The organism is Pseudomonas sp. SIMBA_068, from assembly GCF_046534705.1.
GTDB lineage: Bacteria > Pseudomonadota > Gammaproteobacteria > Pseudomonadales > Pseudomonadaceae > Aquipseudomonas > Aquipseudomonas putida.
The window spans coordinates 23,377-47,503 of the sequence record NZ_JAWRYI010000006.1; the positions used below are offsets into that span (position 1 = coordinate 23,377).

The window sequence follows — 24,127 nt, forward strand, 5'->3', positions numbered from 1 at the left end:
CAAAGGATGGATACGTGAGCGAGACTGTCTTGTCCAATAATGATCAGCCGTCGGCACAGGCGCCGGCGGAACCCGTCACCGCCCCACCTGCCAAGCGCTCCGGCAGTGGCCTGGCAGCGCTGGCCTTGATGCTGGGTGCGGCCGGGGTGGCAGTAGGTGGCTGGGGTGTCTGGCAGGTACGTCAACTGCAAGGCAGCGAGTTCAACCAGGGCCAGCACATCGAGGCGCTCACCCAGCGCGCCGAAGCCCTGCAGCAGCGCGAACAGCAGATCAGCGCGCAACTGGCCAGCCTGCCGGCGGCCAGCGAGCTGGAAGACCGCCGGCGCCTGGTGGCGCAATTGCAGGGCGACCAGCAGCGTCTCAGCCAGCGCCTGGAAACCGTGCTAGGCGAAAGCCGCAAAGAGTGGCGCCTGGCTGAAGCCGAGCACCTGCTACGCCTGGCTACCCTGCGCCTGTCGGCCTTGCAGGACATCACCAGCGCCAAGGCCCTGGTCGAGGGCGCCGACGAGATCCTGCGCGAGCAGAGCGACCCAGGCGCATTCGCCGCCCGCGAGCAGCTGGCGCGCAGCCTGGCCACCCTCGGCAGCACCCAGCAACCGGACCGTACCGGCCTGTTCCTGAAACTGGCCGCACAGCGTGAGCTGGTACAGCAACTGAGCGCGCAGTCGCCCGAGTTCGACAGCAATGCCGATGCGCTGGGTGCCCTGACCGCCGACGGCGATGGTGCCAGCCGGCTGTCGCAGTGGTGGGCAGAAATCTCCAAGTACTTCCAGATCGACTTCAACGCGGATGAAAACGTGCGGCCGCTGCTGGCCGGGCAGCAACTGAACCAGCTGCGCCTGGCCCTGAGCCTGACCATCGAGCAGGCCCAGTGGGCGGCGCTCAATGGTGACGCCAAGGTCTACACCCAGGCGCTGGACGACGCCCGCAGCGTGTTGTTGGCCAACTTCAACGCCGACAACCCGCAAAGCAAGGCAATGCTTGAGAGCCTCAATGCCCTGGCCGATCAGCCGGTGTCGGTGGTTACCCCCGACCTAAGCGAAAGCCTGGCGGCCGTGCAGGCCTACATTCAGCGCCGTCACCTGCCGGCTGAGGCTGAAGGGGGCAAACCATGAAGCGTGTCTACCTGCTGGCCGTGCTGGCAATCGTGATTGCCGCGGCACTGGGTATTGCGGTCGCCAAGCACAGCGGTTACGTACTGCTTTCCTATGGAAGCTTCCGCTATCAATCGGGGCTGTGGGCGGCCCTGGCCGGGCTGCTGGCCGTGGTCGCTGTGTTGTGGCTGTTGCGTTACCTGGTCGGCCTGGTGCTGACCTCCAGCGGTGTGGTCAACCCATGGTCGCGGCGTAATCGCAGCCGGCGCATCCGTCTGGCCATCGAACAGGGCCAGCTGGACCTTGCCGAGGGCCGCTGGGCCAGTGCTCAACGCCACCTGCACCGTGCCGCCGAGGCCGAGCGCCAGCCGCTGCTGTACTACCTCGGTGCCGCCCGTGCTGCCAACGAGCAGGGCCGCACCGAAGACAGCGACAACCTGCTGGAGCGCGCGCTGGAGCGTCAGCCGCAAGCAGAACTGGCCATCGCCCTGACCCATGCGCAGTTGCAGATGGACCGTGGTGAAAGTGACGGCGCCCTGGAAACCCTGCTGGCCATGCAGGAACGCCACCCGCACAACAGCCAGGTGCTGCGCCTGCTGCAGCGTCTGTACCTGGAGCGCGGTGACTGGTCGGCACTGATCCGTCTGTTGCCCGACCTGCGCAAGGGCAAGGTGCTGCCTGCCGCCGAGCTGGCCGCCCTGGAGCAACGCGCCTGGGGCCAGAACCTGAGCCTGGCCACCACCCGTGGCGAAGACGCGCAAAGTGCACGTCAGGCCCTGGAACGCGCCTGGCAGCAGCTGACCGCGGCCCAGCGCCAGGAGCCGCAACTGGTGCTGGCCTACGCTGAACAATTGCGCCAGGTAGGTGCCCAGAACGAAGCCGAGCAGGTGTTGCGCACCGCCCTCAAGCGTGGATACGAAAGCCACCTGGCCCGCCTGTACGGCCTGGTGCGCGGTGATGACCCGGCGCGCCAGCTGCAAACCGCCGAAGGCTGGCTCAAGGATCACCCGCAAGACGCCAGCCTGTTACTGACCCTGGGCCGCCTGAGCCTGCAGAACCGGCTGTGGGGCAAAGCGCGGGACTACCTGGAAAGCAGCCTGCGCATGGAACGCAACCCCGAGGCCTGTGCCGAACTGGCTCGCCTGCTCGCTGGCCTGGGCGAGACCGAGCGCAGCAACCAGCTGTTCCAGGAGGGCCTTGGCCTGCTGGACGAGCGCCTGCTGGCGCTGCCCTTGCCAGAAGGCGTACGCGCCTGACCCACCCCAAAGCCCGCGCCAAGGTGCGGGCTTTGGGGTTGGGTAACTTTTCTACCGCTGCCAGTTAGATCTGCAGTGCAGTTCCTCAGCCGCCTCCTACCGTATCGCTTGAAATTTCCTACACCATTCAGCGACTTGTCGCTACTGTCTCGCCTTGATACAAAGCGCATCTTTCCTCTACCGTCTCACATCCCAACATCTTCCCCGGGACTTTCACCGCCCATGCTTCCGGCCCGTTTGCGCACCTTTTTCCTTCCTGCCTGCCTGGCCGCATTTGCGGTGCTGGTGGCGTCATACCACCTGGAAAACATACGGGGGTTGATGCCGTGCCCGTTGTGCTTCAGCCAGCGGCTGCTGCTAGCGGTGTACGCACTGCTGAGCCTGGCGGCGGTGCTGCAGGCACCAGGCACGCAGGGCACCCTCCATTACGCGCGGGCGACTCTGGGCTGCACGCTGGCTGGCGCGTTGCTGGCAGCACGGCATGTCTGGTTGCAGGGGGCCAGCGGTGCTATCCCTGTATGCCCGGTACCGATCGGGCGTGTGTTCGAGCAATCCTGGAGCGAGGCGGCGCGGCAATTGCTGCTCGGCGGCCCCGAATGCAGCTCGCTGACCTGGAGCTTTCTCGACCTGACGCTGCCTGAGTGGAGCCTGCTGGCCTTCCTGTTGCTGGCCGTGCCGCCCTTGAGTTGCCTGCTGGCGTATCGTTTCCGCACCCTGGCAAGAAGTTGACCTGGAACAAGGCTGGGCCACTAGCGCGACCAATGGCGTATTAACAGGGTATTAAACACTTGTATGAACTTTGTCCGCTGCGTACCTTGATGGGCAGCACGCGCGGGAATAATCTCCCAGCACGCATACCGAAAATACAACTGCTCGATGCCGTCCTGCTGATGTCACCTTTGTGCTGCGCGGTCGTGGTGCGAGGTGCAGCGGCATCTACCCAGAAGGGAAGAGATTGCCATGCTCGATAGTTGTCAGAATGCCCAGGAACGCTGGGGTGGGGTTCACGACCTGATCGACCGTTGGCTGAAGGCGCGCCAGGACCTGGTGCAGTCTTTCGGCGCACTGCGCGATTTGAAGCCAGCCTTCGCCGACAAGGACACCAACGGGGACTTTTGCGCGCTCCTGGTCGACTACGTTTCGGCGTGGCACTTCGAAGTTTGCGAGCAACTGGTCAGCGAGGCCAAAGCTTTCGGAGACGAGAAGGCGCTGAGGCTGGCCGAAGAAATCAACCCACGGATCAACGACAGTACCCAGATTGCACTGGCCTTCAATGACCAATGCACCAAGGGTGAGTGCAAGGACACCGAACGCTTTGCCGAAAAGCTAGGCAAGTTGGGCGGGCTGTTGCACGAGCGCTTCGAACTTGAAGACTGCCTGATCGAGGTGCTGCACAACGCACACAAGGAAGAGGGTGCGGTCCAGGCATGAGGGTTGGCGTCAGTCGCCAACCGCCAGCAATTCGATCTCGAACACCAAGGGTGTATAGGGTGCGATAAGGTCACCCGCGCCTTCGGCGCCATAAGCTTGCGCCGACGGAATTACCAGGCGCCATTTGGCCCCTGCGTGCATCCTTGGCAAGGCCACTTGCCACCCTTCGATCACCGAATCCAGGCTGAACCACTGGGGCGCCTGGTTCTGGTCGAACACCGAACCATCCGGCAGCCTGCCCACATAGCGTACCTGCACTTTGCCGCCAGCCTTGGGCTGCGCGCCTGTGCCTGGCTGCAGTTCACTGTAGAGCACACCTTCCGGTAGTTCGCGTACTCCATAACGGCCACGCTCGTTGGCCATGAAGCGTGTTTCGACTGCCTGCAACTTCTGCGTGGCGGCGTCACCTTCCTGCGCTTCGTCTTGCTGGAGCACGGCCTGCATACGAGCCTTGTCGAGCTTCAAGGGTTGCCCCTGATAGGACTGCTTCAAGCCTTCGACCAGTGCGTCCAGTTGCAGGCCAGGCATATCCTGGCGCAGACGCTCACCCAGGCTGGCGCCCAGGCTGTAGGCGAGGTCATGGTCGTTGCTGTCGGCCATTGCAACTGGCACCAGCAGGCATAAACCTAATACAAGATATCGAGGCAATGCCCTGACTCCCAAATATCAGCAATGATTAATTCAGCAACTACACTTTCACGCAGCTGCAAGATAACAACTTTGCCCAGGCATGCAACGCGGCGTAAATATTACTGTCAACATGCCCTAGCGGCGGTAGCAGCAGAAGCATAGTATGAGCCGCAATCTCGTCAGCCAGGAGGTAAACCATGTCGGCCAAAAAGAAGCCAGTAAGTACGCCGTTACACCTGCTCCAGCAACTTTCGGGCAGCCTGCTCGAACACTTGGAAGATGCCTGCTCGCAAGCGCTGGCTGATGCGGAAAAACTGCTGGCAAAACTGGAAAAGCAGCGTGGCAAGGCCCAGGAAAAACTGCACAACGGGCGCCTGAAATTGCAGGATGCCGCCAAGGCAGGCAAAGCCAAGGCGCAGTCCAAAGCGCAAAAAGCCGTTGGTGAACTTGAAGGGCTGCTCGATGCCCTCAAGGAACGTCAAACCCAGACCCGCTCTTATATCCAGCAACTCAAGCGCGATGCTCAGGACAGCCTCAAGCTGGCCCAAGGTGTAGGCAAGGTTCGCGAAGCAGCAGCCAAAGCCCTTGACCAGCGCGCCGTCAAAACCACCAAGGCTGCCGCTGCCAAGCCAGCTGCCAGAACCACTGCAGCCAAACCTGCCGCGAAGCCAGCTGCCAAGGCTACTGCTGCAGCCAAACCTGCTGCGAAGCCAGCTGCCAAGGCTACTGCTGCAGCCAAACCTGCCTCCAAGCCAGCCGCTAAACCGGCTGCCAAGGCTACTGCTGCTGCCAAGCCAGCCGCCAAACCAGCCGCCAAACCAGCTGCCAAGGCCACTGCTGCAGCCAAACCTGCCGCGAGGCCAGCTGCCAAGGCTACTGCTGCAGCCAAACCTGCCGCGAAGCCAGCTGCCAAGACTACTGCTGCAGCCAAACCTGCCGCGAAGCCAGCTGCCAAAGCGACTGCTGCCGCCAAACCTGCGGCCAAGCCTGCTGCCGCTGCCAAACCTGCAGCCAAGCCAGCGCCAGCCAAAGCCGCTGCCGCGAAACCAGCTGCGAAACCTGCGGCCAAGCCTGCTGCCGCCAAGGCTCCTGCACGTCCGGCCGCCAAGCCAGCTGCCGCCAAGCCTGTTGCCAGCAAGCCAGCCGAAGCCAAACCTGCTACGCCAGCCGTCAGCACCCCGGCCGCAGCAACCAACTCGGCCACCCCGGCCACCCCGGCCGCTTCGGCAGCACCTGCCAGCACCCCGGCTCAGGCACCGTCTTCGGCGTCTTGAAGCGCAGCCGCCGCGACGCGCAACAGATCCAGCGCGTCGTGGTGTCGGGCAGGGTCCGGCGCCAGCCGGGCCAGCCAGTCGTCCGTGGGCTCATGGGAGTCCGCGGGCCACTGTCGCGAGCATTCCTGCATACGCGCCAGCAGCGCTTTTTCTGCCTGTAATTCCAGCCCCTTCACCTGCTCACGCAACGCCGCCAGTTGCGTATCACCCGACGCTGATGCCCGCCATTGCTGGCGCAGGCTGCGTAACGGGCCCACCACTTCCCGCTGCCAGGGCTCGGCAATGTCGTGCAGGGCTTGTGCGCGCGCGTCCAGCGGGGCCACGCCACGTGCCTGCAGCCAGGTGGCGCACAGCAGCAGGCAGACATCGCCACCCTGCGCCTGTAGTTCAAGGCAGGCCGCTTCCACGCCGGGCCTCGCATACAGGGCCAAGGCGTAATTCCACAGGTCGGTGTGCATGGTTCCACTCGCGCTATGGGCCGAGGAAGCTGGTAGACTCCGCGACCATCATGATCAGACTAACCAATCTCACTTTACAGCGTGGTCCGCAGCGCTTGCTAGACGGCGCCGACATGACCCTGCACGCCGGTCACAAAGCCGGCCTGATCGGCGCCAACGGCGCCGGAAAATCCAGCCTGTTCGCCTTGCTGCGCGGTGAGCTGTCGCCCGATGGTGGCGATTGCCAGCTGCCCGGCGACTGGCGCATCGCCCACATGCGCCAAGAGGTCGACACCCTCGACCGCCTGGCCGTGGACTACGTGCTCGATGGCGATCTTCGCCTGCGCAAGGTCCAGGCCGAACTGGCTGCGGCCGAGCAGGCCCACGATGGCACCGCCCTGGCGCGCCTGCACAGTGAGCTGGAAGGCGCCGACGGTTATACCGCTGACGCCCGTGCGCGCAAATTGCTGGCGGGCCTGGGCTTCACCAACGAGCAGATGGACCGCCGCGTCGGCGACTTCTCCGGTGGCTGGCGGATGCGCCTGAACCTGGCTCAGGCGCTGATGTGCCCGTCCGACCTGCTGCTGCTCGACGAGCCCACCAACCACCTGGACCTCGACGCCATCCTGTGGCTGGAAGACTGGCTCAAGGGCTACCCCGGCACATTGTTGCTGATCTCCCACGACCGTGACTTCCTCGACGCCGTGGTCGACCATGTGCTGCACGTCGAGCAGCGCAAGCTGAACCTGTACAAGGGCGGCTACTCCGCCTTCGAGCGCACCCGTGCCGAACGCCTGGCGCAGCAGCAGCAAGCCTACGAGAAGCAGCAGGCACAGCGCGCGCACATGGAAAAGTACATCGCCCGCTTCAAGGCCCAGGCCACCAAGGCCCGTCAGGCACAAAGCCGGATCAAGGCCCTGGAGCGCATGGAGGAGCTGTCGGCGGCGCATGTCGACTCGCCGTTCGACTTCGTCTTCCGCGAGTCGCAGAAAATCTCCAGCCCGTTGCTGAGCCTGTCCGAAGGCCGCCTGGGTTATGGCGACAAGGCCATCCTTGACAAGGTCAAGCTGCAGCTCACCCCGGGTGCGCGAATTGGCCTGCTCGGGCCCAACGGCGCCGGCAAGTCGACCCTGATCAAGAACCTTGCGGGTGAGCTGGAGCCGTTGTCGGGCCGCCTGGTCCGTGGCGAGAACCTGGCGGTTGGCTACTTTGCCCAGCACCAGCTGGACTCGCTGGACGACAAGGCCAGCCCGCTGCTGCACCTGCAGCGTATTGCCCCCACCGAGCGCGAGCAGACCCTGCGCGACTTCCTCGGTGGCTTCGACTTCCATGGTGCCCGCACTGACGAGCCGGTGGTGAATTTCTCCGGTGGCGAAAAGGCCCGCCTGGCGCTGGCGCTGATTGCCTGGGAACGGCCGAACCTGCTGCTGCTCGACGAACCGACCAACCACCTGGACCTGGAAATGCGCCTGGCGCTGACCATGGCGTTGCAGGAGTTTGCCGGTGCTGTGGTGGTGGTGTCGCACGACCGTCACCTGCTCAAGAGCACGACCGATGACTTCCTGCTGGTGGCCGACGGCAAGGTCGAAACCTTCGACGGAGACCTGGACGACTACAGCCGCTGGCTGGTCGAGTACCGCCAGCGCAGCGCGCCGGCCAGTACGGCCCCGGTCAACCCGGACAAGACCGACAAGAAAGCCCAGCGCCAGGCTGCTGCAGCCTTGCGTCAGCAACTGGCACCGCACAAGAAGGCGGCCGACAAGCTGGAAACCGAGCTCAACCAGGTGCACGTGCAACTGGCCGAGATCGAGACCGCGCTGGGTGACGGTGGCCTCTACGAAGCGGCGCGCAAGGACGAGTTGCGTGACCTGCTGGCGCGCCAGACCAAGCTCAAGCAACGCGAAGGCGAGCTGGAAGAAGCCTGGATGGAAGCGCTGGAAACCCTCGAAAGCATGCAGGCCGAGCTCGAGGCGCTGTCCTGATGGAGGAACTGCGTTCGCTGCTGCCAGGGCAATGGATGGACACCTTCTGGCTGGGCTTGCAGATTCTGTTGATCCTGGTGGCGGCCTTCGTCCTGCAGCGCATCGTTGCTCGCGGGTTGAGCCGCCTGGGCCAGCGTTATCCGCTGCCACCAGAGCTGCTGGTACCGGTGCGTGGCGGCCTGCGCTGGCTGATCATGGGCAGCGCGCTGCTGTTTGTGCTGGAGCGCCTGGGGGTTTCGGCGACCGTGTTGTGGACGGCACTGTCCGGCTTTGTCGCGGTGGCGGCGGTGGCGTTCTTCGCCATGTGGAGCGTGCTGTCCAACCTGCTGTGCGCGGTGCTGATCTTCACGGTCGGGCCGTTTCGCATCGGTGATGTGGTCGAGCTGGTCGACACGCTGGACAAGCCGGGGGTGAAAGGGCGGGTGATCGCTATAAACCTGCTGTTTACCACCTTGCTGGAAATGCCCGAAGCGGGCGGGGCGCTGGTGCAGGTGCCCAATAGCCAGTTCTTCCAGAAGTCGGTCCGGCGCTGGCGCGGGGCCGAGGTACAGGCCCTGCACAAAGAAACAGCTGCCGAAGCCGACTAAACCTTTAATGGCCTCTTCGCGGGTACAGGCGATAGAAATCCATCAGAAATCGCTGGTTATTTTTTCACCAAAACCTTAGCTTAACCTTTTGCAACAAGTGTTCGAGCGAGGTGTGTGATGTCGATGGAAGTATGGTTGGGCTTCTTTGCCGCCTGTTGGGTGATCAGCCTGTCACCCGGTGCCGGGGCAATTGCCTCGATGTCCAGCGGCCTGCAATACGGCTTCTGGCGTGGTTACTGGAACGCTCTGGGCCTGCAACTGGGTCTGATTGTGCAAATCGCCATTATTGCCGCCGGCGTCGGCGCCATCCTGGCCGCCTCGGCCACCGCCTTCCAGGTCATCAAATGGTTCGGCGTTGCCTACCTCGTCTACCTGGCCTACAAGCAATGGCGCGCCTTGCCGATGGACATGTCCGATGAGTCCGGCGTGCGGCCTATCGGCAAACCGCTGAGCCTGATGTTCCGCGGGTTCCTGGTCAACGTCAGCAACCCCAAGGCGCTGGTGTTCATGCTGGCGGTGCTGCCGCAGTTCATCAACCCGCATGCACCGCTATTGCCGCAGTATGTGGCAATCACCGTGACCATGATCACCGTGGACATGCTGGTGATGGCGGGGTACACCGGCTTGGCTTCGCGGGTGTTGCGCTTGCTGCGTACGCCCAAGCAGCAGAAGCGCTTGAACCGGACTTTTGCCGGGTTGTTCATTGGGGCGGCGACCTTCCTCGCTACCCTGCGTCGCGCGCCGATCTGATCGGGCCACGGGCGCAAACACAGACTCTGTAGGAGCAGCCTTGTGCTGCGAAGAGGGCATTGCAGCCGAAGATGATCTTTAGCCTTACCGGCCTCTTCGCAGCACAAGGCTGCTCCTACAGGGATTGCGGAGCGGCCCTTATTTTTTCTGCTTGTCTACCAAGCCCGTCAGCAAGTCCACCGGCATCGGGAAGACAATGGTCGAGGTCCTGTCGCCCGCAATCGCCCCCAGCGTCTGCATATAGCGCAACTGCATCGCCCCAGGCTCCTTGCCCAGCATCTGCGCCGCCTGCATCAGCTTCTCTGACGCCTGCAATTCCCCCTCGGCATGGATCACCTTGGCCCGCCGTTCGCGTTCGGCCTCGGCCTGCCGGGCGATGGCGCGTACCATCGATTCGTTGAGGTCGACATGCTTGATCTCGACGTTGGCCACCTTGATGCCCCAGGCATCGGTTTGCGCGTCCAGCACCTGGCGAATATCCGCATTCAGTTGCTCACGTTCGGCGAGCAGCTCATCCAGTTCGTGCTTGCCCAGCACCGCACGTAGCGTGGTCTGGGCCAATTGGCTGGTCGCCACCAGAAAGTCCTCGACCTGGATGATCGCCTTTTGCGGGTCGAGCACGCGGAAGTAGAGCACCGCGTTGACCTTGACCGAAACGTTGTCGCGGGTGATTACATCCTGTGGTGGCACATCCAGCACCACGGTGCGCAGGTCTACCCGCACCATTTGCTGGATCACCGGGATCAACAGGATCAGCCCCGGCCCCTTCACCTGCCAGAAGCGCCCCAGCTGGAACACCACGCCGCGTTCGTATTCGCGCAGGATGCGAAACGCCGACAACAGCAGCATCGCCAGCACGATCAGCACGGCAGTGAAACCCACTTGCATGAACATGGTTATTCTCCTTGCGCCGCAGGCGCGGCGGCGCTCACGTCCAGCATCACGCCATGGCGCGCGGTCACCCGCACGTCCTGGCCAGCTTGCAGCGGCGTTGCGCACTGCACTTGCCATTCCTCGCCCTGGGCCAGTACCACGCCACGGAACGGGTTGCCTGCCATCACTTGGGTGACGGTGACCAGGCTGCCGACCAGGCTGGCGTCACCGCTGACGAGCGCCCGTTGACGTGCCTTGAGGGCCATGCCCAGCACGCCGCCGATCAACAGCGCCGAGAGCACTGCCAGGGTACCGATCAAGGCCAGCGGGATGCCGTAGCCGGGTGCGTCGGTGTCGATCAGGATCAGCGCGCCGACCACAAAGGCAACGATGCCGCCAAACCCGACCACGCCGAAACTGGGCAGGAAGGCTTCGGCGATCATGAAAGCGATGCCCAGCAAGATCAGCGCCACCCCGGCGAAGCTCACCGGTAACAGCTGCAGGGCGTACAGTGCCAATAGCAGGCAGATGCCGCCGACCACGCCTCCCACGGTAGAGCCGGGGCTCATGAATTCGAACAACAGGCCGTACACCCCGACCATGATCAGGATCAGCACCACGCTCGGGTTGGTAATGACCGCCAGTACCCGGGTGCGCCAATCCGGCAGGTGCTCCACCAGGCTGGCGCCGGCTGTCTGCAACTGGTGTGGCTGGCCGGCGGCCTCCAGCGTTTTGCCGTCGAGTTTGCGCAGCAGGGCGGGCAGGTCGTCGGCTACCTGGTCGATCACATTCAGCCGCAAGGCTTCGCTGGCAGGAAGGCTGACAGCCTCGCGCACGGCCTTCTCCGCCCAATCGGCATTGCGCCCGCGCAGCTGCGCCAGGCCGCGGATGTACGCAGCGGCATCGTTGACCTGCTTGCGTGCCAGGGTTTCATCATCGCTGCCTTTGGTCTTGTCGTCCTTGGGCGCACCTGGGGGGGCGCCAATCTGTACAGGTGTGGCGGCCCCCAGGTTGGTCCCGGGGGCCATCGCGGCAACATGGCTGGCGTAGAGAATATAGGTGCCGGCGCTGGCAGCGCGGGCACCGCTTGGGGCCACGTAGGTGGCAACCGGCACGGGGCTGGCGAGAATCGCCTTGATCATCTGGAGCATGGCGCTGTCCAGGCCACCTGGGGTGTCCATGCGGATCACCACCAGTTGCGCGCCCTGGGCCTGGGCCTGGTCGAGGCTGCGTACCAGGTAGTCGGCGCTGGCCGGGCCGATGGCATCATCGATGCCCAGCACCCACACTGCACCGGGCGCTGCCTGGCCACCTGGCGTGATGCCAAGCAGCAACAGCAGCAACAGCCAGCGCCAGCAGCGGGCGATCACCTGTCGTCACCTCGTTTGGCCCTATTACACAAGTTTAGCCCTGGCTGGCGCCAGCCGGCCTAAAATTGGAGATTGGGGGGCGAAACCGGAGGTGCATCATGCGTATGGCAAAGACCCTGCAGGCCCGCCTGGACAAGGCCAACTGCGACTACGACATCATTCCCCATCCACACTCGGCCACCAGCCTGGAGTCGGCCCGTACGGCCGGCGTGCCCGCCGAGCGGGTCGCCAAGTCGGTGATGCTCGATGACCGGCATGGCAACTACATCATGGCCGTGCTACCGGCCAACCGGCATCTGGACATGACCAAGGTGCGCATGTCCGGGGCCTGGCAATTGACCCGAGAAAGCGGCCTGCCGAGCTTGTTCGGCGACTGCGAGCGCGGCGCCGTGCCGGCCCTTGGCGACGCCTACCAGATAAAAATGCTGCTTGATCCGAGTCTTACTCGCCAAGGCGATGTCTATCTGGAGGCGGGTGACCACGATCACCTGATCCACATGAGCATGGAGCAGTACATGAAATTGGTGCCGCACGCCGAAGTGCGCGAGCTGTGCTGATGTTTTCACACCCATGCCAGACGGGCGTCGTGGACGGCCTGCCTGGCGCTCAGGAGGAACCATGGAAGCGCCGACCCATCCCTTTGCCGACCTGTTCAAGCAGTTGGGCTTGCCCGACGATCCCGAGAGTATCGATCAGTTCATCACCAGCCATTCTCCGCTGAAGAACGAGATAAAGCTGGTGGATGCGCCGTTCTGGACCGACTCCCAGCGTGCTTTTCTCAAGGAAAGCATCATTGAAGATTCCGATTGGGCCGTGCCCTTCGATCAACTCAACGAAGCGTTGCGCCGCCCCCGAAAATAAAGCGCCGAGCGGCACCTGACGAGTGATTGGCCCTTGCTATGCTCAGGAAAACAATAAGGGGATAGCGCGATGAAAGATCCCTATGCACCAGGTTTCTGGTGCTCCGTGACGATCCTGGGCACCCTGACGGCCAGTTACTTCTATGGCATCAGGCAAACGCAACAGATGAACCAGGCTGTGCACTTCCTGTATGCGGCTGCCGCTGTCACGGTGGCGGTGGTATTGGTGGCGCTGACCTGGATCGCCTGGCAACAGTTGCACCTGAACAAGCGCGAAGTGATTCAGGGACGAACGTTGCTCACCATCTGGAACACCAAGGTGGCGCTACGCCGCGTCGAGACAGTATTCGACCGCTATTTCTGGGGCAGCTACTGGCATTCGGGGCGCACGTTCGAAGAAGTCATGGGCGAGCTCAAGGGCACGCCGCTGGAGCAGAGCCTGGATGCGCTGAAGCGACAGTGCCGGGTACTCGACCGTGAAATCCATGACCACCATCACCATTGGCTGGCCAATGCCCGCGACCTGTCCAGCGTGGCCCAGGCCATGGCTCGTGAACGCTACCAGCTGGACCTGGGCGAGCCAACCTGCAGTGGCAATGGCAATACTGCCGTGCTCAACCGTGACCTGGAGGTGCTGGTGTACACCTGGTCGGCGCGCCTGCGCAGCTTTGACCATCAACTGGACGAGCTGGAGCGCGCCTACCATTGAGGGGCGTCATTCGCCGCGGATGTACTGCTCCAGCTGCTGAATCAGGCTGGCCTGTTCGGTGATGGTTTCCTTGACCAGGTCGCCGATCGACAGCAGGCCGAGCAGTTTGCCGTTGTCGACCACCGGCAGGTGACGCAGGTGACGGTCGGTCATCAGGTTCATGCAGAAATCGAGCTTCCGCTTCGGTTCCACGGTGACCACGGGTGCGCTCATGATTTCGCGCACCGGGGTGGCGGCGGAAGAGCGGCCCTTGAGGACCAGTTTGCGCGCATAGTCCCGTTCACTGACGATACCCACCACCTGGTCGCCCTCGACCACGGGCAACGCACCGACGTTTTTCTCCGCCAGCACTTTCAGGGCGTCGAGCACCGAGTCATCCGGGCCGATGGTGTAAACGGTCTGGTGCTGGGACTTGGTCTTGAGGAGTTGTTCGACGGTCTTCATACGGGCCTCTGCGGGTGAAAAAAGCGCTGTCTCGGAGTAACTAAAGCATCCGGCACGGCGCTCTGCACGGCAATGCAGGAAACGGCATGGAGTCGATTGAAAAACGTCATCAGCCGACATTGCGCCTACGGGCAACCGGTCGCGGCCACCTCCTGGCTCGCTTCCTTGAGTGCCGCGGCCACAGCGGCGGCATCGTTGGCGGTATACACCCGCCCGCCGGTGTTGCTGGCTGCGCAGTTGGAGCCGGTGCTGGCGCTGATGTTGACTACGTTGATGCGCAGGCGCGGCTGGTTTTTGGCGATCTGTTCCGACACGCTGCACACACTGGTACCGCAACTGTCCCGGCCATCCACGAACATCACGATCACGCCATCCCGATCACGGCCGTTCATCTTGCTGGCGGCTGCTTGCAGGCTGATACCCAGCCCCGTCCCGCCACGTGCGTTCAGGTCGGCCACCCGCTTGACCAGGTCTGCGCGCTGGCCTTGGCCAAAGACGCCGTGGTCCACCGGGCTGCGGCAGCCATCGAAGGTTACCAGGCGCATGTCCACGGCCTTGTCCAGGTCGCCGATCACTGCGGTCAGCGAGCTTTTTGCCACGTCCATGCGGGTGAGCCGTTGCGGCTGGTTGTTGGCCAGCAGTTCGTCAACGTAAGGAATGCGGGCCAGCAGGCCGATGTACCAAGGGTCATCTTCCTTTTTCACCCTGATGCGCTGGTCCATGGAGCCCGAGGTGTCCAGCACCACCGCAAACTCCGATGCCTGGAAGGCGCCCCCCGGGGTACAGATTGCAGTCTGCGTATAGCCCTGCCAGCGCTGGTACAGCACAGGCCAGCTGCTGTACAGCCAGTAGAGCAGGAGCAGTAACAGGCCAAACAGCAGCCAGGGCCACAGGCGCAGGCTGCGGCGTTCGGTCATCACCACGGTTCGTGTCCGGGTGGGCTTGGGGGTTGGTGCGGGTTTTGGCTTGGCCGGCGCTGGCTGTCGCGGTGCCGGAGGTGGCGACACCACGGGCGGCGCAGCGACAGGTGCCGGCTGCCCCCAGCGAATCACCAAGGGTTCGTCGTTGATGCTGTAGAGGTTGGCAAGGTCGGGTCGGCCGATCAGTGTGCGCAACGCTTCGGCTGCGGGCGCCTGGCCGCGCCGTTGCAGCTCATCGGCCAATTGGCTGACGGCTGCCTGGCGCTCTTCATAGCGCTTGAGCAAGGCAGCCTGCTGCTCTCGGCCGAGGGTGGCATACAGATGCGGTTGCCCCTCCAGTTCAGACCACCATTCCAGCACACCGTCGCGGCCCTGCCGGGGTATTGCGTACAGGTGAGCGATGCCCGGCGGAAAGTGCTGACGGATCAACGCCACCCTGAGTTCGAGCGCGCTGGCAGCATCCTGGCTGGCGTGGGTGTCGCGGTTTACCCTTTGCATGTTTTGTCCTAGTCGCAATCGGCTGTGCTGGAGACTTCCTGGCTGGCAAGCTTGATGGCCGCGGCAACCTGCCCGGCATCGCTGGCGGAATAGATGCTCCCACCCGTACTCTCGGCCACACAGCTGGCCAAATTGCTGTTGCTGATGTCGACCAGATTGACGCGCAACCTCGACTGCTCGCGGGCAATCCGCTGCGCCACTGCACACACGTCCTGTTCACAGCCGTCGGCACCGTCGATGAACATCAGGATCACCCCATCGCGGTCGCGACCGTTCATTGTTTTGGCCGCCACATCAAGGCTGGCCGCCAGGGCGGTGCCATCATTGGGTACCAGTGCCTGGATACCTTTGATCAATGCCGGGCGCTGGGCCAGGGTGAACACGCCGTGGTCCAGCGGCGCGCGGCAGCCATCGAAGGTCACCACGCGCATATCGACCGCCGGGTGCAGGTCGTTGATCAGGTGGGTCAGGTTGCTCTTGGCCACGTCCATACGCACCGGGGCCCGGGTAAGTTGCGCGACACGCTGCTGATCGATGTTCGGGTCGTCATTGATGTGCTGGAAGAACCATTGTTCGTCTTCAAGGGTGGTGGCGACGTTGAGTTGCATCGAACCCGATGTGTCGAGCACCACGGAAAATTCGGGCGGCTGTATGCGGGTGTCTTTCACGCAGGCGAAGGGCGTGGCGGGGCGGTTGCCAAGCCAATGCTGCAGGTAGGGCCAGCCGAACCACAAGGCCAGGGCCAGCAACAGCAGGCCGAGCAGTGGCAACAAGAACCATGGCAGCCATACCCAGCGCCGACGTACCACGGGCGCGGGGCGTGGCGGCAGCGGTGTGGGCGACGGCTTGACCGGGGCAGGTTCGGCCCAGCGCACGACCAGCGGTTGGCCGTTGATGCTGTACAGGTTGTTCAGGTCGGCAGGCCCGATGAGCTTGCGCAGCAGCGCCGCATCGTTGGCCTGGCCCAGGCTTTCCAGTTTGCTTACCAGCTGGTGTACGGCTTCCTGGCGCTCGTCGTAGAGGCGCAGCAACGCGGCCTGTTGCTCGGCGCCGAGGTCATGGTATTGGTGCGGTTGGCCTTGCAGTTCCGACCACCATTCGCGCAGGCCATCCTTGCCGTTGCGTGGGGTGGCAAACAGATGAGCGATGCTCGGCGGAAAATGCCTGACGATGATCGCCATGGCCTGTTCGAGCACCCGCAGGTCGTCCTTGGCGGGGCTGGTGTCGCGGGTGACCCGCTGCATGTGGATATCCTGAGAAGATTCGGCAGCCGAAGCTGCCGATGAGGTTTTACTCGTAACCCAGGCTCAGCTGAAGGCGGCTGACCTGTTGTTGAAGGGCCGCGAGCTTCTGCTTGCGGGCTTCGATCTGGGCGTTGCTGGCATTTTGCGAGGGTGCGGCCTGGTTAGCCTTGAGCTGTTGCTCCAGGCCGGCGATCTGCTTTTGCACATCGCTCTTGTTGCCATGGCGCGCCTTGAGCGTGCCCAGCAGGTCGTTCAACGATTTTTCCAGGCTGGCCTGCTGCCGCTGCTGGCTTTGCAGGTCCTGGCGGGTCGAGGCCTGCAGTGCACTCAGTTGTGCGTACACTTCGTTGAACTGGCGGTTCTGCTCCTTGGCGCTGAGCAGCTGCTGTTCGCTGTTGCGTACACCCTCGGCATAACCTCCGCCGTAATCGCAGTTGAGCTTGCCGATCAGGCTGGCGCTGCTGTCGGAGGCATTGCACTGGGAGGCAGTGGTCGCACAACCGGCAAGGCTGGCCAGCAGTGCCAGGCACAGGCAGTTACGTAGAAACATGGCGTGCACTCCTTCAGCCCAGGGTGATTGCCGAACGCTGGCTGTAGAGGCCATCGACCTCCTGCTGCAGCGAGGCGACCTTGGTGTTCATCTTGGTGATCTCGGCTTCGACCTTTTGCACTTCGGCTTGGCTGGCGCCGCCATCACGTTCAAGCTTGGCCACCTGCTGGTATTCGGTAACGCGTTTTTTCATGTTGGTCAGGTCTTTGCGCATCAACCCGATGTTCTGGTCGATGTTGGCGATATCCCGCTGGGCCTTGGCCTTGTCCAGGGTCTTGGCTTTCATGCTCTGCTGGATGCTGGCAATTTGTTGCTTGTCGTCGTTGATGACGCGTTGCAGCGTATCGCTGCGCTGCGCGACCTTGGCGGTTTCACCCTGCACTTCGGTAGTCATCGCGTTCAGGCGCTCGGTGGTATCGGCATATTTCGCCCGGCGCTGATCAAGGTAGTAGTTGGCGCCCATGGCCACACCGCACGCGCCGACACCGGCGATGATCGAGCAGGCTGCCTTATTGCCGGAGTTGGACAGCATGCAGGCAAGAATGCCAGCGCTGGCCGCGATGGCACAGGCCTGGAAGCCCGATGTGGTAAAGAACTTGGCATCGTTGCCGCTGGTCAGGCGCGGATCGACAGTGCCCTGGCTACCGGTCATCGAGCTACCGGTATTGGCACAACCGGTAACGGCCAGGCAAGCAGCCATCAGCAGACCCAACCAAGGGTTGATACGGGTGGATGTAGGGAAGTTCATGGTGGCTCCTGGATGTCCTTGGGTCAGTGTGCGACGGTCTTGCAGCTGTTCAGCCATGCGTTGGCATCAATCTTCTGTGTCTTGAGGAACGACATCTGGTTGGCCCAGTGGGTACGCAGGTAGGGCGACAGGTCCTTGAGGTTCTTGTTGGCTTTGAACGAACCGTCCAGCACCGGCACCTGGGCTTCGAGCAGGTCCTTGCCGTACAGCGAACCCGACTCCACCAGGGAGCTGGCGTAGTAGCGGCTGAGCTTGTGCAGGCGCTCCTGTTGCTCTTCGAGCTTGACCTTGCGCACGCCACAGGTCGGGTCTTCTTCGCCGGCCTTGCAGTTGCTGGCGTAGTTTTTCTGCAAAAAGTCCAGGTACTGGCCGTCGTCGAGCATCTTGGTGCACAGGAAGGCGCCCAGGTTGAGGCTGGCGCGAATCGCCTGGTCTCGGGCTTCCTGCTGCTGCTGGTTGCTGGCGCGCAGTTGGTTCTCGACGGTCTTGAGCTGGTTCTTCAGGGCTTCGTCTTCCACGTTGGAAGCAAGCTCTTCCAGCGCCTTGACGGTGCCTTTCTGCTTGCTTTCGGCAGCCGGTTGATCGTTGCCCAGGTTGCTCCAGCTCTTCTCGATGTTTTTTACCCGGTCGCGCGAGGTGAGGGTCGGGGAAACCATGGCCAGGCGCAGGCCGTTGGTTTTCTTGGCCACTGCACCCTCGGCGTTGTAGTACGGCTCTTCCTGGCGCAGCGAGGTGCGCAGGTCGCCTTCGCTGGTCAGGTAGTTGCCACCGCGCACCACATAGCCACCGGCCTGGCCGTGCTGGCGGTCGAGCTTGTTCAGGCGGAACGGCTCGAACATCATCTCGCTGGCATTGCCGAGCATGTCATGCAGGCCCAGCGGGTTGGGCTTGAGCAGCCCGCTCAGTTGCAACTGGCCGTTGGCGGACTGCGCGCCGGCGAACCACTCGTAGGCATTCAGGCCTTCGGGCATGGGGTAGCGGCCATCGCGGAACTCGGCCGTGCTGACTTGCAAACCGCCACGCGCGGCGAATTCCCACTCCACCTCGGTTGGCAGGCGCAAGAAGCCTTGGGCGCCATCTTCTCGGGGCAGCTTGTCGGGTGCATTGGCACGCAACCAGCGGTTGTACTTGTCGGCAGCCTGCAGGGCGTCCAGCCACGACACCGATACAATCGGCAGGCGCTGCTTGTTGGAGGCGGTCGGGCAGGTTTCGTCCATCAACGCCTTGTACTGCAGCTGGCTCATCTCGTATTTGGCCAGCAGGTAGTAGCGCGACTTCTCACCTTTGGCACTGGTGAAACTGCCGGCAATGAACGCCGGGCGGGTCTGCTCGACATAGCCCCACTCGGCGCTGTCCTGGCCGATGTTGATGGGGTAGTCGTCCAGCGGGCCGGCCACCGGGATCATCACCTTGCGAAATACCATGGCGCCGTCACACGGCATGGGCAGCACCACGTCATCGGCGTCGGCCATGGGGTTGTAGTATTTCTCTTCCCAGGTCGCCGCTGTGGCTTGCAGCGCAAAGCCGAGAGCAAGTGGCGCCAGAAGCAGGCGGCTGTAGGCTTTAGAGTTCACGTAGGCTCTCCGCAGGTTGTATGCGTATGGCACGCAAGGCGCCGATCAGGGCGACCAGGCCGGCGACCAGGAAGGCCAGCAGCAGGGCGACCAAGCCATGCCATACGGTGATGTGACAAATGAAGGCGCCGGTTGCCTGGCTGCTGACCAGCAAGCGGTCGAACAGCAGGCTGCCGAGGTAGTAGCTGCCAAGGCCGCCCAGGTAGCCCACCAGGCTCAGCACGAGTGCTTGAAGCACCACGTAGGCCGATACCGCGGGGCTGCTGAAGCCCAGCAGGCGCAGCACGGCCAGGTGGCGGCGCTTGCGATCGATGTTGGCCAGGAAGGCGCCGACCAGCGAGGCGATGCAGCCGATCAGGGCGGCCCCGGCAATAACGCTGAAAATCAGCCCGAGCACGTGGTTGATTGCCTTGACGCTGTTGATTTCTGCCAGGCGGCTGGCGGTTTCGATGCGCTGTTCGTTAAGCCAGCGCTCCAGCGGTGCCACGCTGTCGATGTCCCGCGCATAGACCCGGGCCCGGGCGTAGCCGACGTTCAGGGCATCAAGGGCCTGGCCACTGCTTGCCCCGAGGCTGGCGACCAGATAACCGTCGCGATAATGTTCCAGCTCCATCAGCAGCTCGGGGCTGACGAAGGCTGCAGGGCGGGCGAAGCGAACCGAGCTGACGATGGCACGTACCTGCAACGTGCGCTCGCCACGCTCGTTGACTTCGTTCAGGCGCCGGGCAACGCGCAAGCGCAGGGTGTCACCGGCCTTGGCGTCGAGCCGTTCGGCGGCTCGTTCGCTGAGAATCACCTGGTCGGGCGCCAGCTCACTCAGATCTGTTGCCAACAAGGGATCGCCGGCCCGGGTAGGGATGACCTCGACGTTGTCGGCGAAGCGGCCGTGTGTACCCAGCAGGTCGGCCTGGGTGTTCAGCGAGCGGGTCTGGCCGATGGCGAAGCCCACCTCCGGGCGTGCCTGCAACCGTTGCAGCCAGGCTTGGTCGAAATGGCCGCTGCTGAGCATCTTGACCTCAAGGTTTCGGGGGTCGCTGAGCAGTTCCTGTTGCAGTTGGCTGACCACCCCGTGCTTGAGGCCGAACAGCAACAACAGCGGGGCAATGACAGCGACCAGCGAGGCCGCCATGCACAAGGAAACGTTACGGTCGTGCCAGAGATCGGCCAGGGATAACCGTGCCAGCAGTGCCAGGCGTTTATGCCACGGGTTCAAAGCGTGTTTCCCCTTGACCGTTGATGGCACCCAGGCGCGGCAGGCCGAAGCGTTCGACCAGTGCCCAGTCGTGGGACACGACCAAGGCGCTCAGCCCTAGCTCAGCCACCAGCTGCAGCAGCAGTTCGAACAGCCGCGCTGCATTGTGCGGGTCGAGCGCGGCGGTGGGCTCGTCGGCCAACAGCACCCGGGGTTCATGGGCGATGGCACGCACGCAGGCCACCCGCTGACGCTCGCCGATGGACAGCGCCTGGGGCAGCTTGCCCAGCAGCGGCGCCAGGCGCAGTGCCTCGACAGCCTTGTCCACCGCCGTGCTGGCAGGTGGCAGGCCGAGCAGGCGGCGTGGCAGCAGGATGTTGTCGCGCACACTGAGAAAAGGCAGCAGCCCGCCGTTCTGCAGCACAAAGCCCAGCTCGCGCGAACGCAATGCCGCCAACGCTGGCTGCTGGTCGCTGGCCAGCAGGCTGGCCACGTCCTGGCGTTGCGGGCCAAGCCTGTAGTGCGTCAGTTGCTCAGGCTTGAGCAGCAGGCCAATGGCCTCCAGCAGTGTGCTCTTGCCGCAGCCGCTCTCGCCCGTGATGGCACGTACTTCGCCGGGTTGCAGGCACAGGGCGTCCAGCCGTACCCGGTGAGCCTGCGATCCTTCGCCTCGAACGACTAGTAGTCCCTTGATATCGAGCATATGGGGTCAGGGCATCATTTCCAGCGGTACCGGGTAGACGTTGTCGCGGCTGTCACTGCCCGGCGCCAGGGCAACCCAGCGGTCGACATCGGCGTTGTAGCGTTGGTAATGGCGCAGCTTGGTGCTCAGGCTACGGATGAATTTCTCCTGGGCCAGGCCATCCCAGCCCTTCCAGGTTTCTTCGTCCAGGTTCAGCACTTCGCTCTGGTAGGGCAGGTCTTGCAGGTACTCGCCAAGCACGCCCAGGTCTGCCACGCGAGTGGTCGAGCCTTGCTTCAGCTGGTTCGGGTCGGCACCCATGGTCGCGGCAACCGAGCGCAGGCGGGTGAACATTTCGTCTGGCGAAATCATGCCTTCGTTGGCGGCATCCAGGATCTGCTTGAGTACATCGCTCAGGTCGCTGAGTTGGGCCTTGGTCAGCAGGACGCGCACATCGGTGGTCGGCACGTTCTGTTTGATCAGGTCGCGGTCGCTGATCCAGGCCTGGAACACCGGCGGCGCCTGGGTACCGTTGGCCTTGCCCAGGTAGGCCAGCTGCATGGCGTGGCCGATCAGTGCGGCATCCTCGAGCATTTTCTTTTCGGCAGGGTCGGCCTTGGCATTGTTTGCGCTGCCGATGGCCGCCTCGCCCATGTAGGCCGCCCGCACTTGCTGGGTGATGGCGGCAGCCAGGCCGTCGACCTTGCGGCCAAAGGCCTCCACATCGCCGGCATTGACCGGGTAGTACAGCGAGGTGTTGGTGCCCGGGTAGTTCGACAGGGTGCGGTACTGCGCTTCGGCGGAGCTGTGGTTCTTGGCGCCGCTGGGGGTTTTCAGGTGCAGGGTGTACAGGGCCACGCCAGGGTTGCTGGCTTCGATCTTGACCTGTTCGGCGCCAAGGCCGGTGCTCGACAGCTTGTCACCCCCGTCAATGGCGCCGGCATCGGTGATCAGCACCACATAGCGTGCGCCAAACTGGCTCCAGTCGATCTGGTCGACGGCAGACATGACACCGGCGTAGGCATCTTCGTTGAACTCGCTGCTCGACACCTTGGCTTGCTTCAGGTCCGCGACCTTGGCCATGAAGTCGGCACCGTCCTTCACCGTGTTGGGGTCGGCGTACATCTTGCTGACGTATTCCAGGCCCGGCACTGCTTTGGTGCTGGAGCGGTAGGCGACCAGGCCGAACTTGACCTGCTTACCGAGGTTTTCCTTCTCGATCTGCCCGTACACGCGCTTGATCGCCTCGCGGGTGCGGTCGATGTACGGGTCCATCGAAATGGTCGAGTCGATGACGAACACCACGGCCGCGCTGAACGCCTTCAACTGCTGGTTGGCAGCGGCCTGGGCAGGCGCAGGTGTGACGGCTGCGGCACTGTCGGCCTTGCTGACCGAAGCCACATTGAGGATGCGCGTGCGGAAGCCTTCCTCGGTCATCACTTCTTCGCCGCTGAGCACGGGCAGCAGGTAGAAGTTTTTCTGCAGGTCGACGAAGTATTCGGGCTCTTCGGCCAGCACGCCGGGCGCCTCGGTGCCGTGCTTGAGCTTGGCGCGTAGCGGGGCCACATGGCTGACCGGGTCGGGGGCGTTGAGAATGCCTTCGAGCTGGTTGCGCTCCTTGAAGAACATCAGCCGATCACGGTTGGCGGGGTTGGTAAACGCCAGGGTCAGCTGCATTTTCCATTCGACGGTGCAATCGGCAGGCAGCCAGCCGATGCTCTTGCCCTGCGTGTCAGGGCCGACCCGCAGCCACTCGCGGGCGTCAGCCTGGGCGCGTTCGTACACGTAGAAGCGGCTGAAGGTGGGTTGCGCGGCGCCAGGGGCAGCCCCGGCGTTATCGCTCAGCTTGCAGCCCGGCGTGGTCAACACGCGCTGGAACAGGGTTTTCTTGCCGTCCTGCAGCAGGGGCTTGTCGGCCGCCTGCAGGGCAGGGCTGAGCGACAAGGCCAGCAGCGCGGCGCCAATGCTACGCATCTTCATGGCTTGAGCTCCTCGTAGCGCTGCTTGGCTTCGGCGTTGTTTTCATCGAAGCTGAGGATGGTCTCGTACCAGGAGGCTGCGGTGGCGGCTTCCGGCGCCTTGAAGCAGTTGCTTGGCTGGTGGTACTTGGGATCGTATTCGTGAGCGTAGGCCGTGGCGATCTGGATGTCACCGGCATTGGCGCGGTTGGCATACAGGCGCTGGGCCACATCGCACTGGTCGTTGGCCTTGGCCAGGCTGATCACTTCAAGCAGTGCGGCGCTGTCCGGTTTGCTCTGGATGCACGACTGCAGGAACGCCAGTGACGTCTGGCCTTGCATGCTTTCCAGCGAACAAGGTTTGGCCGCGTCGGCCTGTGCGACGGGCTTGTCTTCAGGCGGCACGGCTGCAGTTGCTCCGCCTGCGCTGCGGTTGAACCACCACCAACCGCCCCCGGCGGCAAGCGCCAGCAGGATCAGGGCCAACAGGGGCAGCAGCCACTTCTGGCCTTGCTTGGCAGGCGCCTTCGGCGGCGGTGCCACAGGTGCCGGCTGGGGGGCTGGCGCGGCTTCGGGCTCGGGTTCTGGCGCCACTGCCGGAGCAGGCTCAGGGGTGGTCACCGCAGGTGGCTCGACAATCACCGTCGCGCTGGGCAACGGTGCCGGGGGCGGCGATTTCTCCAGCGCTGGCCCAGACTCGACAGACGCGATGATGGCGCTGTTGATACGCACCATGCCAAGGTCGCTGCGCCCGGTCTGCGGGTCGCTGACCTCGATGCGGAAGGTGGCGGTACCGCTGGCTTGCAGCAATGGGTTGATCAGGTTGGGGCCGATCCGCGTTTCGATGGCCGGGGCGCCTGCGACAGCATTCATGCCATCCAGGCGGAACCAGTGAGCCACTTTGGCCCAGTGCCCGCCATCATGAAGAAACTCGTGGGACTGGCTACTTTGCAGAGAGCATTGCAGCCCTTCGCTGGTGCCTTCCCAGCCGGTGATCCGCAACAGGCCTTGGCCTGGTGTGTTCACGTCCAGTGGCAGCACATCAACTCTGATACCCATTGCAA

General features: G+C 63.5%; 25 protein-coding genes. 11 read left to right on the forward strand and 14 right to left on the reverse strand.

What is annotated here, in order from left to right; genetic code table 11:
* Positions 1–14 precede the first annotated feature (14 nt).
* The 4 genes from SB756_RS15395 (at position 15) to SB756_RS15410 (ending at position 3,781) form a co-directional block, all read left to right on the forward strand.
* Positions 15–1,115 carry a uroporphyrinogen-III C-methyltransferase gene (locus tag SB756_RS15395; RefSeq protein WP_410911068.1) on the forward strand — a complete coding sequence of 367 codons (1,101 nt, stop codon included), beginning with the start codon at positions 15–17 and terminating at the stop codon, positions 1,113–1,115.
* On the forward strand, positions 1,112–2,350 hold the full coding sequence (locus SB756_RS15400) for a heme biosynthesis protein HemY (RefSeq protein ID WP_341797263.1): 1,239 nt from the start codon (positions 1,112–1,114) through the stop codon (positions 2,348–2,350). The genes SB756_RS15395 and SB756_RS15400 overlap by 4 nt, the downstream gene beginning before the upstream one ends.
* A 222-nt stretch (positions 2,351–2,572) precedes the next feature.
* Positions 2,573–3,079: a disulfide bond formation protein B gene (locus tag SB756_RS15405; RefSeq protein ID WP_341797264.1), complete on the forward strand. Its 507-nt coding sequence runs from the start codon at positions 2,573–2,575 to the stop codon at positions 3,077–3,079.
* A gap of 231 nt (positions 3,080–3,310) precedes the next feature.
* Positions 3,311–3,781 (forward strand): Rsd/AlgQ family anti-sigma factor, encoded by a 471-nt coding sequence (locus tag SB756_RS15410; protein WP_019471710.1) that lies wholly within the window; start codon positions 3,311–3,313, stop codon positions 3,779–3,781.
* Positions 3,782–3,790: 9 nt separating this feature from the next.
* Here SB756_RS15410 and SB756_RS15415 read toward each other — a convergent pair whose 3' ends face one another.
* Positions 3,791–4,429: an FKBP-type peptidyl-prolyl cis-trans isomerase gene (locus tag SB756_RS15415; protein ID WP_410911069.1), complete on the reverse strand. Its 639-nt coding sequence runs from the start codon at positions 4,427–4,429 to the stop codon at positions 3,791–3,793.
* 179 nt (positions 4,430–4,608) lie between these two features.
* Between SB756_RS15415 and SB756_RS15420 the strand changes: the two genes are divergently transcribed.
* Complete coding sequence (locus SB756_RS15420; RefSeq protein ID WP_341797266.1) at positions 4,609–5,685, forward strand: AlgP family protein; 1,077 nt, start codon at positions 4,609–4,611, stop codon at positions 5,683–5,685.
* Here SB756_RS15420 and SB756_RS15425 read toward each other — a convergent pair.
* Complete coding sequence (locus SB756_RS15425) at positions 5,661–6,143, reverse strand: TIGR02444 family protein (RefSeq protein WP_410911070.1); 483 nt, start codon at positions 6,141–6,143, stop codon at positions 5,661–5,663. The genes SB756_RS15420 and SB756_RS15425 overlap by 25 nt on opposite strands.
* 50 nt (positions 6,144–6,193) lie before the next feature.
* Between SB756_RS15425 and SB756_RS15430 the strand changes: the two genes are divergently transcribed.
* The 3 genes from SB756_RS15430 (at position 6,194) to SB756_RS15440 (ending at position 9,441) form a co-directional block, all read left to right on the forward strand.
* Complete coding sequence (locus SB756_RS15430) at positions 6,194–8,104, forward strand: ATP-binding cassette domain-containing protein (protein WP_049274583.1); 1,911 nt, start codon at positions 6,194–6,196, stop codon at positions 8,102–8,104.
* Positions 8,104–8,691, forward strand: coding sequence for a mechanosensitive ion channel family protein (locus SB756_RS15435; RefSeq protein WP_016497491.1), 588 nt, complete (start codon positions 8,104–8,106; stop codon positions 8,689–8,691). The genes SB756_RS15430 and SB756_RS15435 overlap by 1 nt, the downstream gene beginning before the upstream one ends.
* A gap of 117 nt (positions 8,692–8,808) precedes the next feature.
* Positions 8,809–9,441, forward strand: a complete 633-nt coding sequence (locus SB756_RS15440; RefSeq protein WP_341797268.1) for a LysE family transporter — start codon at positions 8,809–8,811, stop codon at positions 9,439–9,441.
* Positions 9,442–9,579: 138 nt separating this feature from the next.
* On the opposite strand, the gene SB756_RS15445 is transcribed toward SB756_RS15440, so the two are convergent.
* On the reverse strand, positions 9,580–10,335 hold the full coding sequence (locus SB756_RS15445; protein ID WP_341797269.1) for a slipin family protein: 756 nt from the start codon (positions 10,333–10,335) through the stop codon (positions 9,580–9,582).
* A 2-nt stretch (positions 10,336–10,337) separates the two neighbouring features.
* A complete protein-coding gene (locus tag SB756_RS15450; RefSeq protein ID WP_410911071.1) occupies positions 10,338–11,684 on the reverse strand; it encodes an NfeD family protein in 1,347 nt (448 codons plus the stop codon).
* 98 nt (positions 11,685–11,782) lie between these two features.
* Between SB756_RS15450 and SB756_RS15455 the strand changes: the two genes are divergently transcribed.
* The 3 genes from SB756_RS15455 (at position 11,783) to SB756_RS15465 (ending at position 13,253) form a co-directional block, all read left to right on the forward strand.
* Complete coding sequence (locus SB756_RS15455) at positions 11,783–12,241, forward strand: aminoacyl-tRNA deacylase (RefSeq protein WP_016484356.1); 459 nt, start codon at positions 11,783–11,785, stop codon at positions 12,239–12,241.
* A 61-nt stretch (positions 12,242–12,302) separates the two neighbouring features.
* Positions 12,303–12,545: a DUF2789 domain-containing protein gene (locus SB756_RS15460; RefSeq protein ID WP_016497495.1), complete on the forward strand. Its 243-nt coding sequence runs from the start codon at positions 12,303–12,305 to the stop codon at positions 12,543–12,545.
* A 69-nt stretch (positions 12,546–12,614) separates the two neighbouring features.
* Positions 12,615–13,253, forward strand: a complete 639-nt coding sequence (locus SB756_RS15465; RefSeq protein ID WP_019473112.1) for a hypothetical protein — start codon at positions 12,615–12,617, stop codon at positions 13,251–13,253.
* Between the two features lie 6 nt (positions 13,254–13,259).
* Here the strand turns inward: SB756_RS15465 and SB756_RS15470 are convergent, their stop codons facing one another.
* The 10 genes from SB756_RS15470 to SB756_RS15515 form a co-directional block, all read right to left on the reverse strand.
* Entirely contained in the window at positions 13,260–13,697 is a 438-nt protein-coding gene (locus SB756_RS15470) for a CBS domain-containing protein (RefSeq protein WP_016497497.1), read from the reverse strand.
* A 125-nt stretch (positions 13,698–13,822) separates the two neighbouring features.
* A complete protein-coding gene (locus SB756_RS15475; RefSeq protein ID WP_410911072.1) occupies positions 13,823–15,115 on the reverse strand; it encodes a hypothetical protein in 1,293 nt (430 codons plus the stop codon).
* Positions 15,116–15,123: 8 nt separating this feature from the next.
* Entirely contained in the window at positions 15,124–16,359 is a 1,236-nt protein-coding gene (locus tag SB756_RS15480; RefSeq protein WP_410911073.1) for a hypothetical protein, read from the reverse strand.
* A gap of 46 nt (positions 16,360–16,405) precedes the next feature.
* Complete coding sequence (locus tag SB756_RS15485; RefSeq protein ID WP_410911074.1) at positions 16,406–16,909, reverse strand: hypothetical protein; 504 nt, start codon at positions 16,907–16,909, stop codon at positions 16,406–16,408.
* Positions 16,910–16,922: 13 nt separating this feature from the next.
* Positions 16,923–17,657, reverse strand: coding sequence for a hypothetical protein (locus SB756_RS15490; protein ID WP_049274575.1), 735 nt, complete (start codon positions 17,655–17,657; stop codon positions 16,923–16,925).
* A gap of 23 nt (positions 17,658–17,680) precedes the next feature.
* Positions 17,681–19,231, reverse strand: coding sequence for a formylglycine-generating enzyme family protein (locus SB756_RS15495; RefSeq protein ID WP_410911075.1), 1,551 nt, complete (start codon positions 19,229–19,231; stop codon positions 17,681–17,683).
* Complete coding sequence (locus SB756_RS15500) at positions 19,221–20,444, reverse strand: ABC transporter permease (protein WP_341797275.1); 1,224 nt, start codon at positions 20,442–20,444, stop codon at positions 19,221–19,223. Before SB756_RS15500 ends, SB756_RS15495 begins: the two co-directional genes overlap by 11 nt.
* Positions 20,428–21,126: an ABC transporter ATP-binding protein gene (locus SB756_RS15505; RefSeq protein ID WP_410911076.1), complete on the reverse strand. Its 699-nt coding sequence runs from the start codon at positions 21,124–21,126 to the stop codon at positions 20,428–20,430. Before SB756_RS15505 ends, SB756_RS15500 begins: the two co-directional genes overlap by 17 nt.
* Positions 21,127–21,132: 6 nt before the next feature.
* On the reverse strand, positions 21,133–23,085 hold the full coding sequence (locus SB756_RS15510) for a vWA domain-containing protein (RefSeq protein ID WP_410911077.1): 1,953 nt from the start codon (positions 23,083–23,085) through the stop codon (positions 21,133–21,135).
* Positions 23,082–24,122 (reverse strand): hypothetical protein, encoded by a 1,041-nt coding sequence (locus SB756_RS15515; RefSeq protein WP_410911078.1) that lies wholly within the window; start codon positions 24,120–24,122, stop codon positions 23,082–23,084. The genes SB756_RS15510 and SB756_RS15515 overlap by 4 nt, the downstream gene beginning before the upstream one ends.
* Positions 24,123–24,127 lie beyond the last annotated feature (5 nt).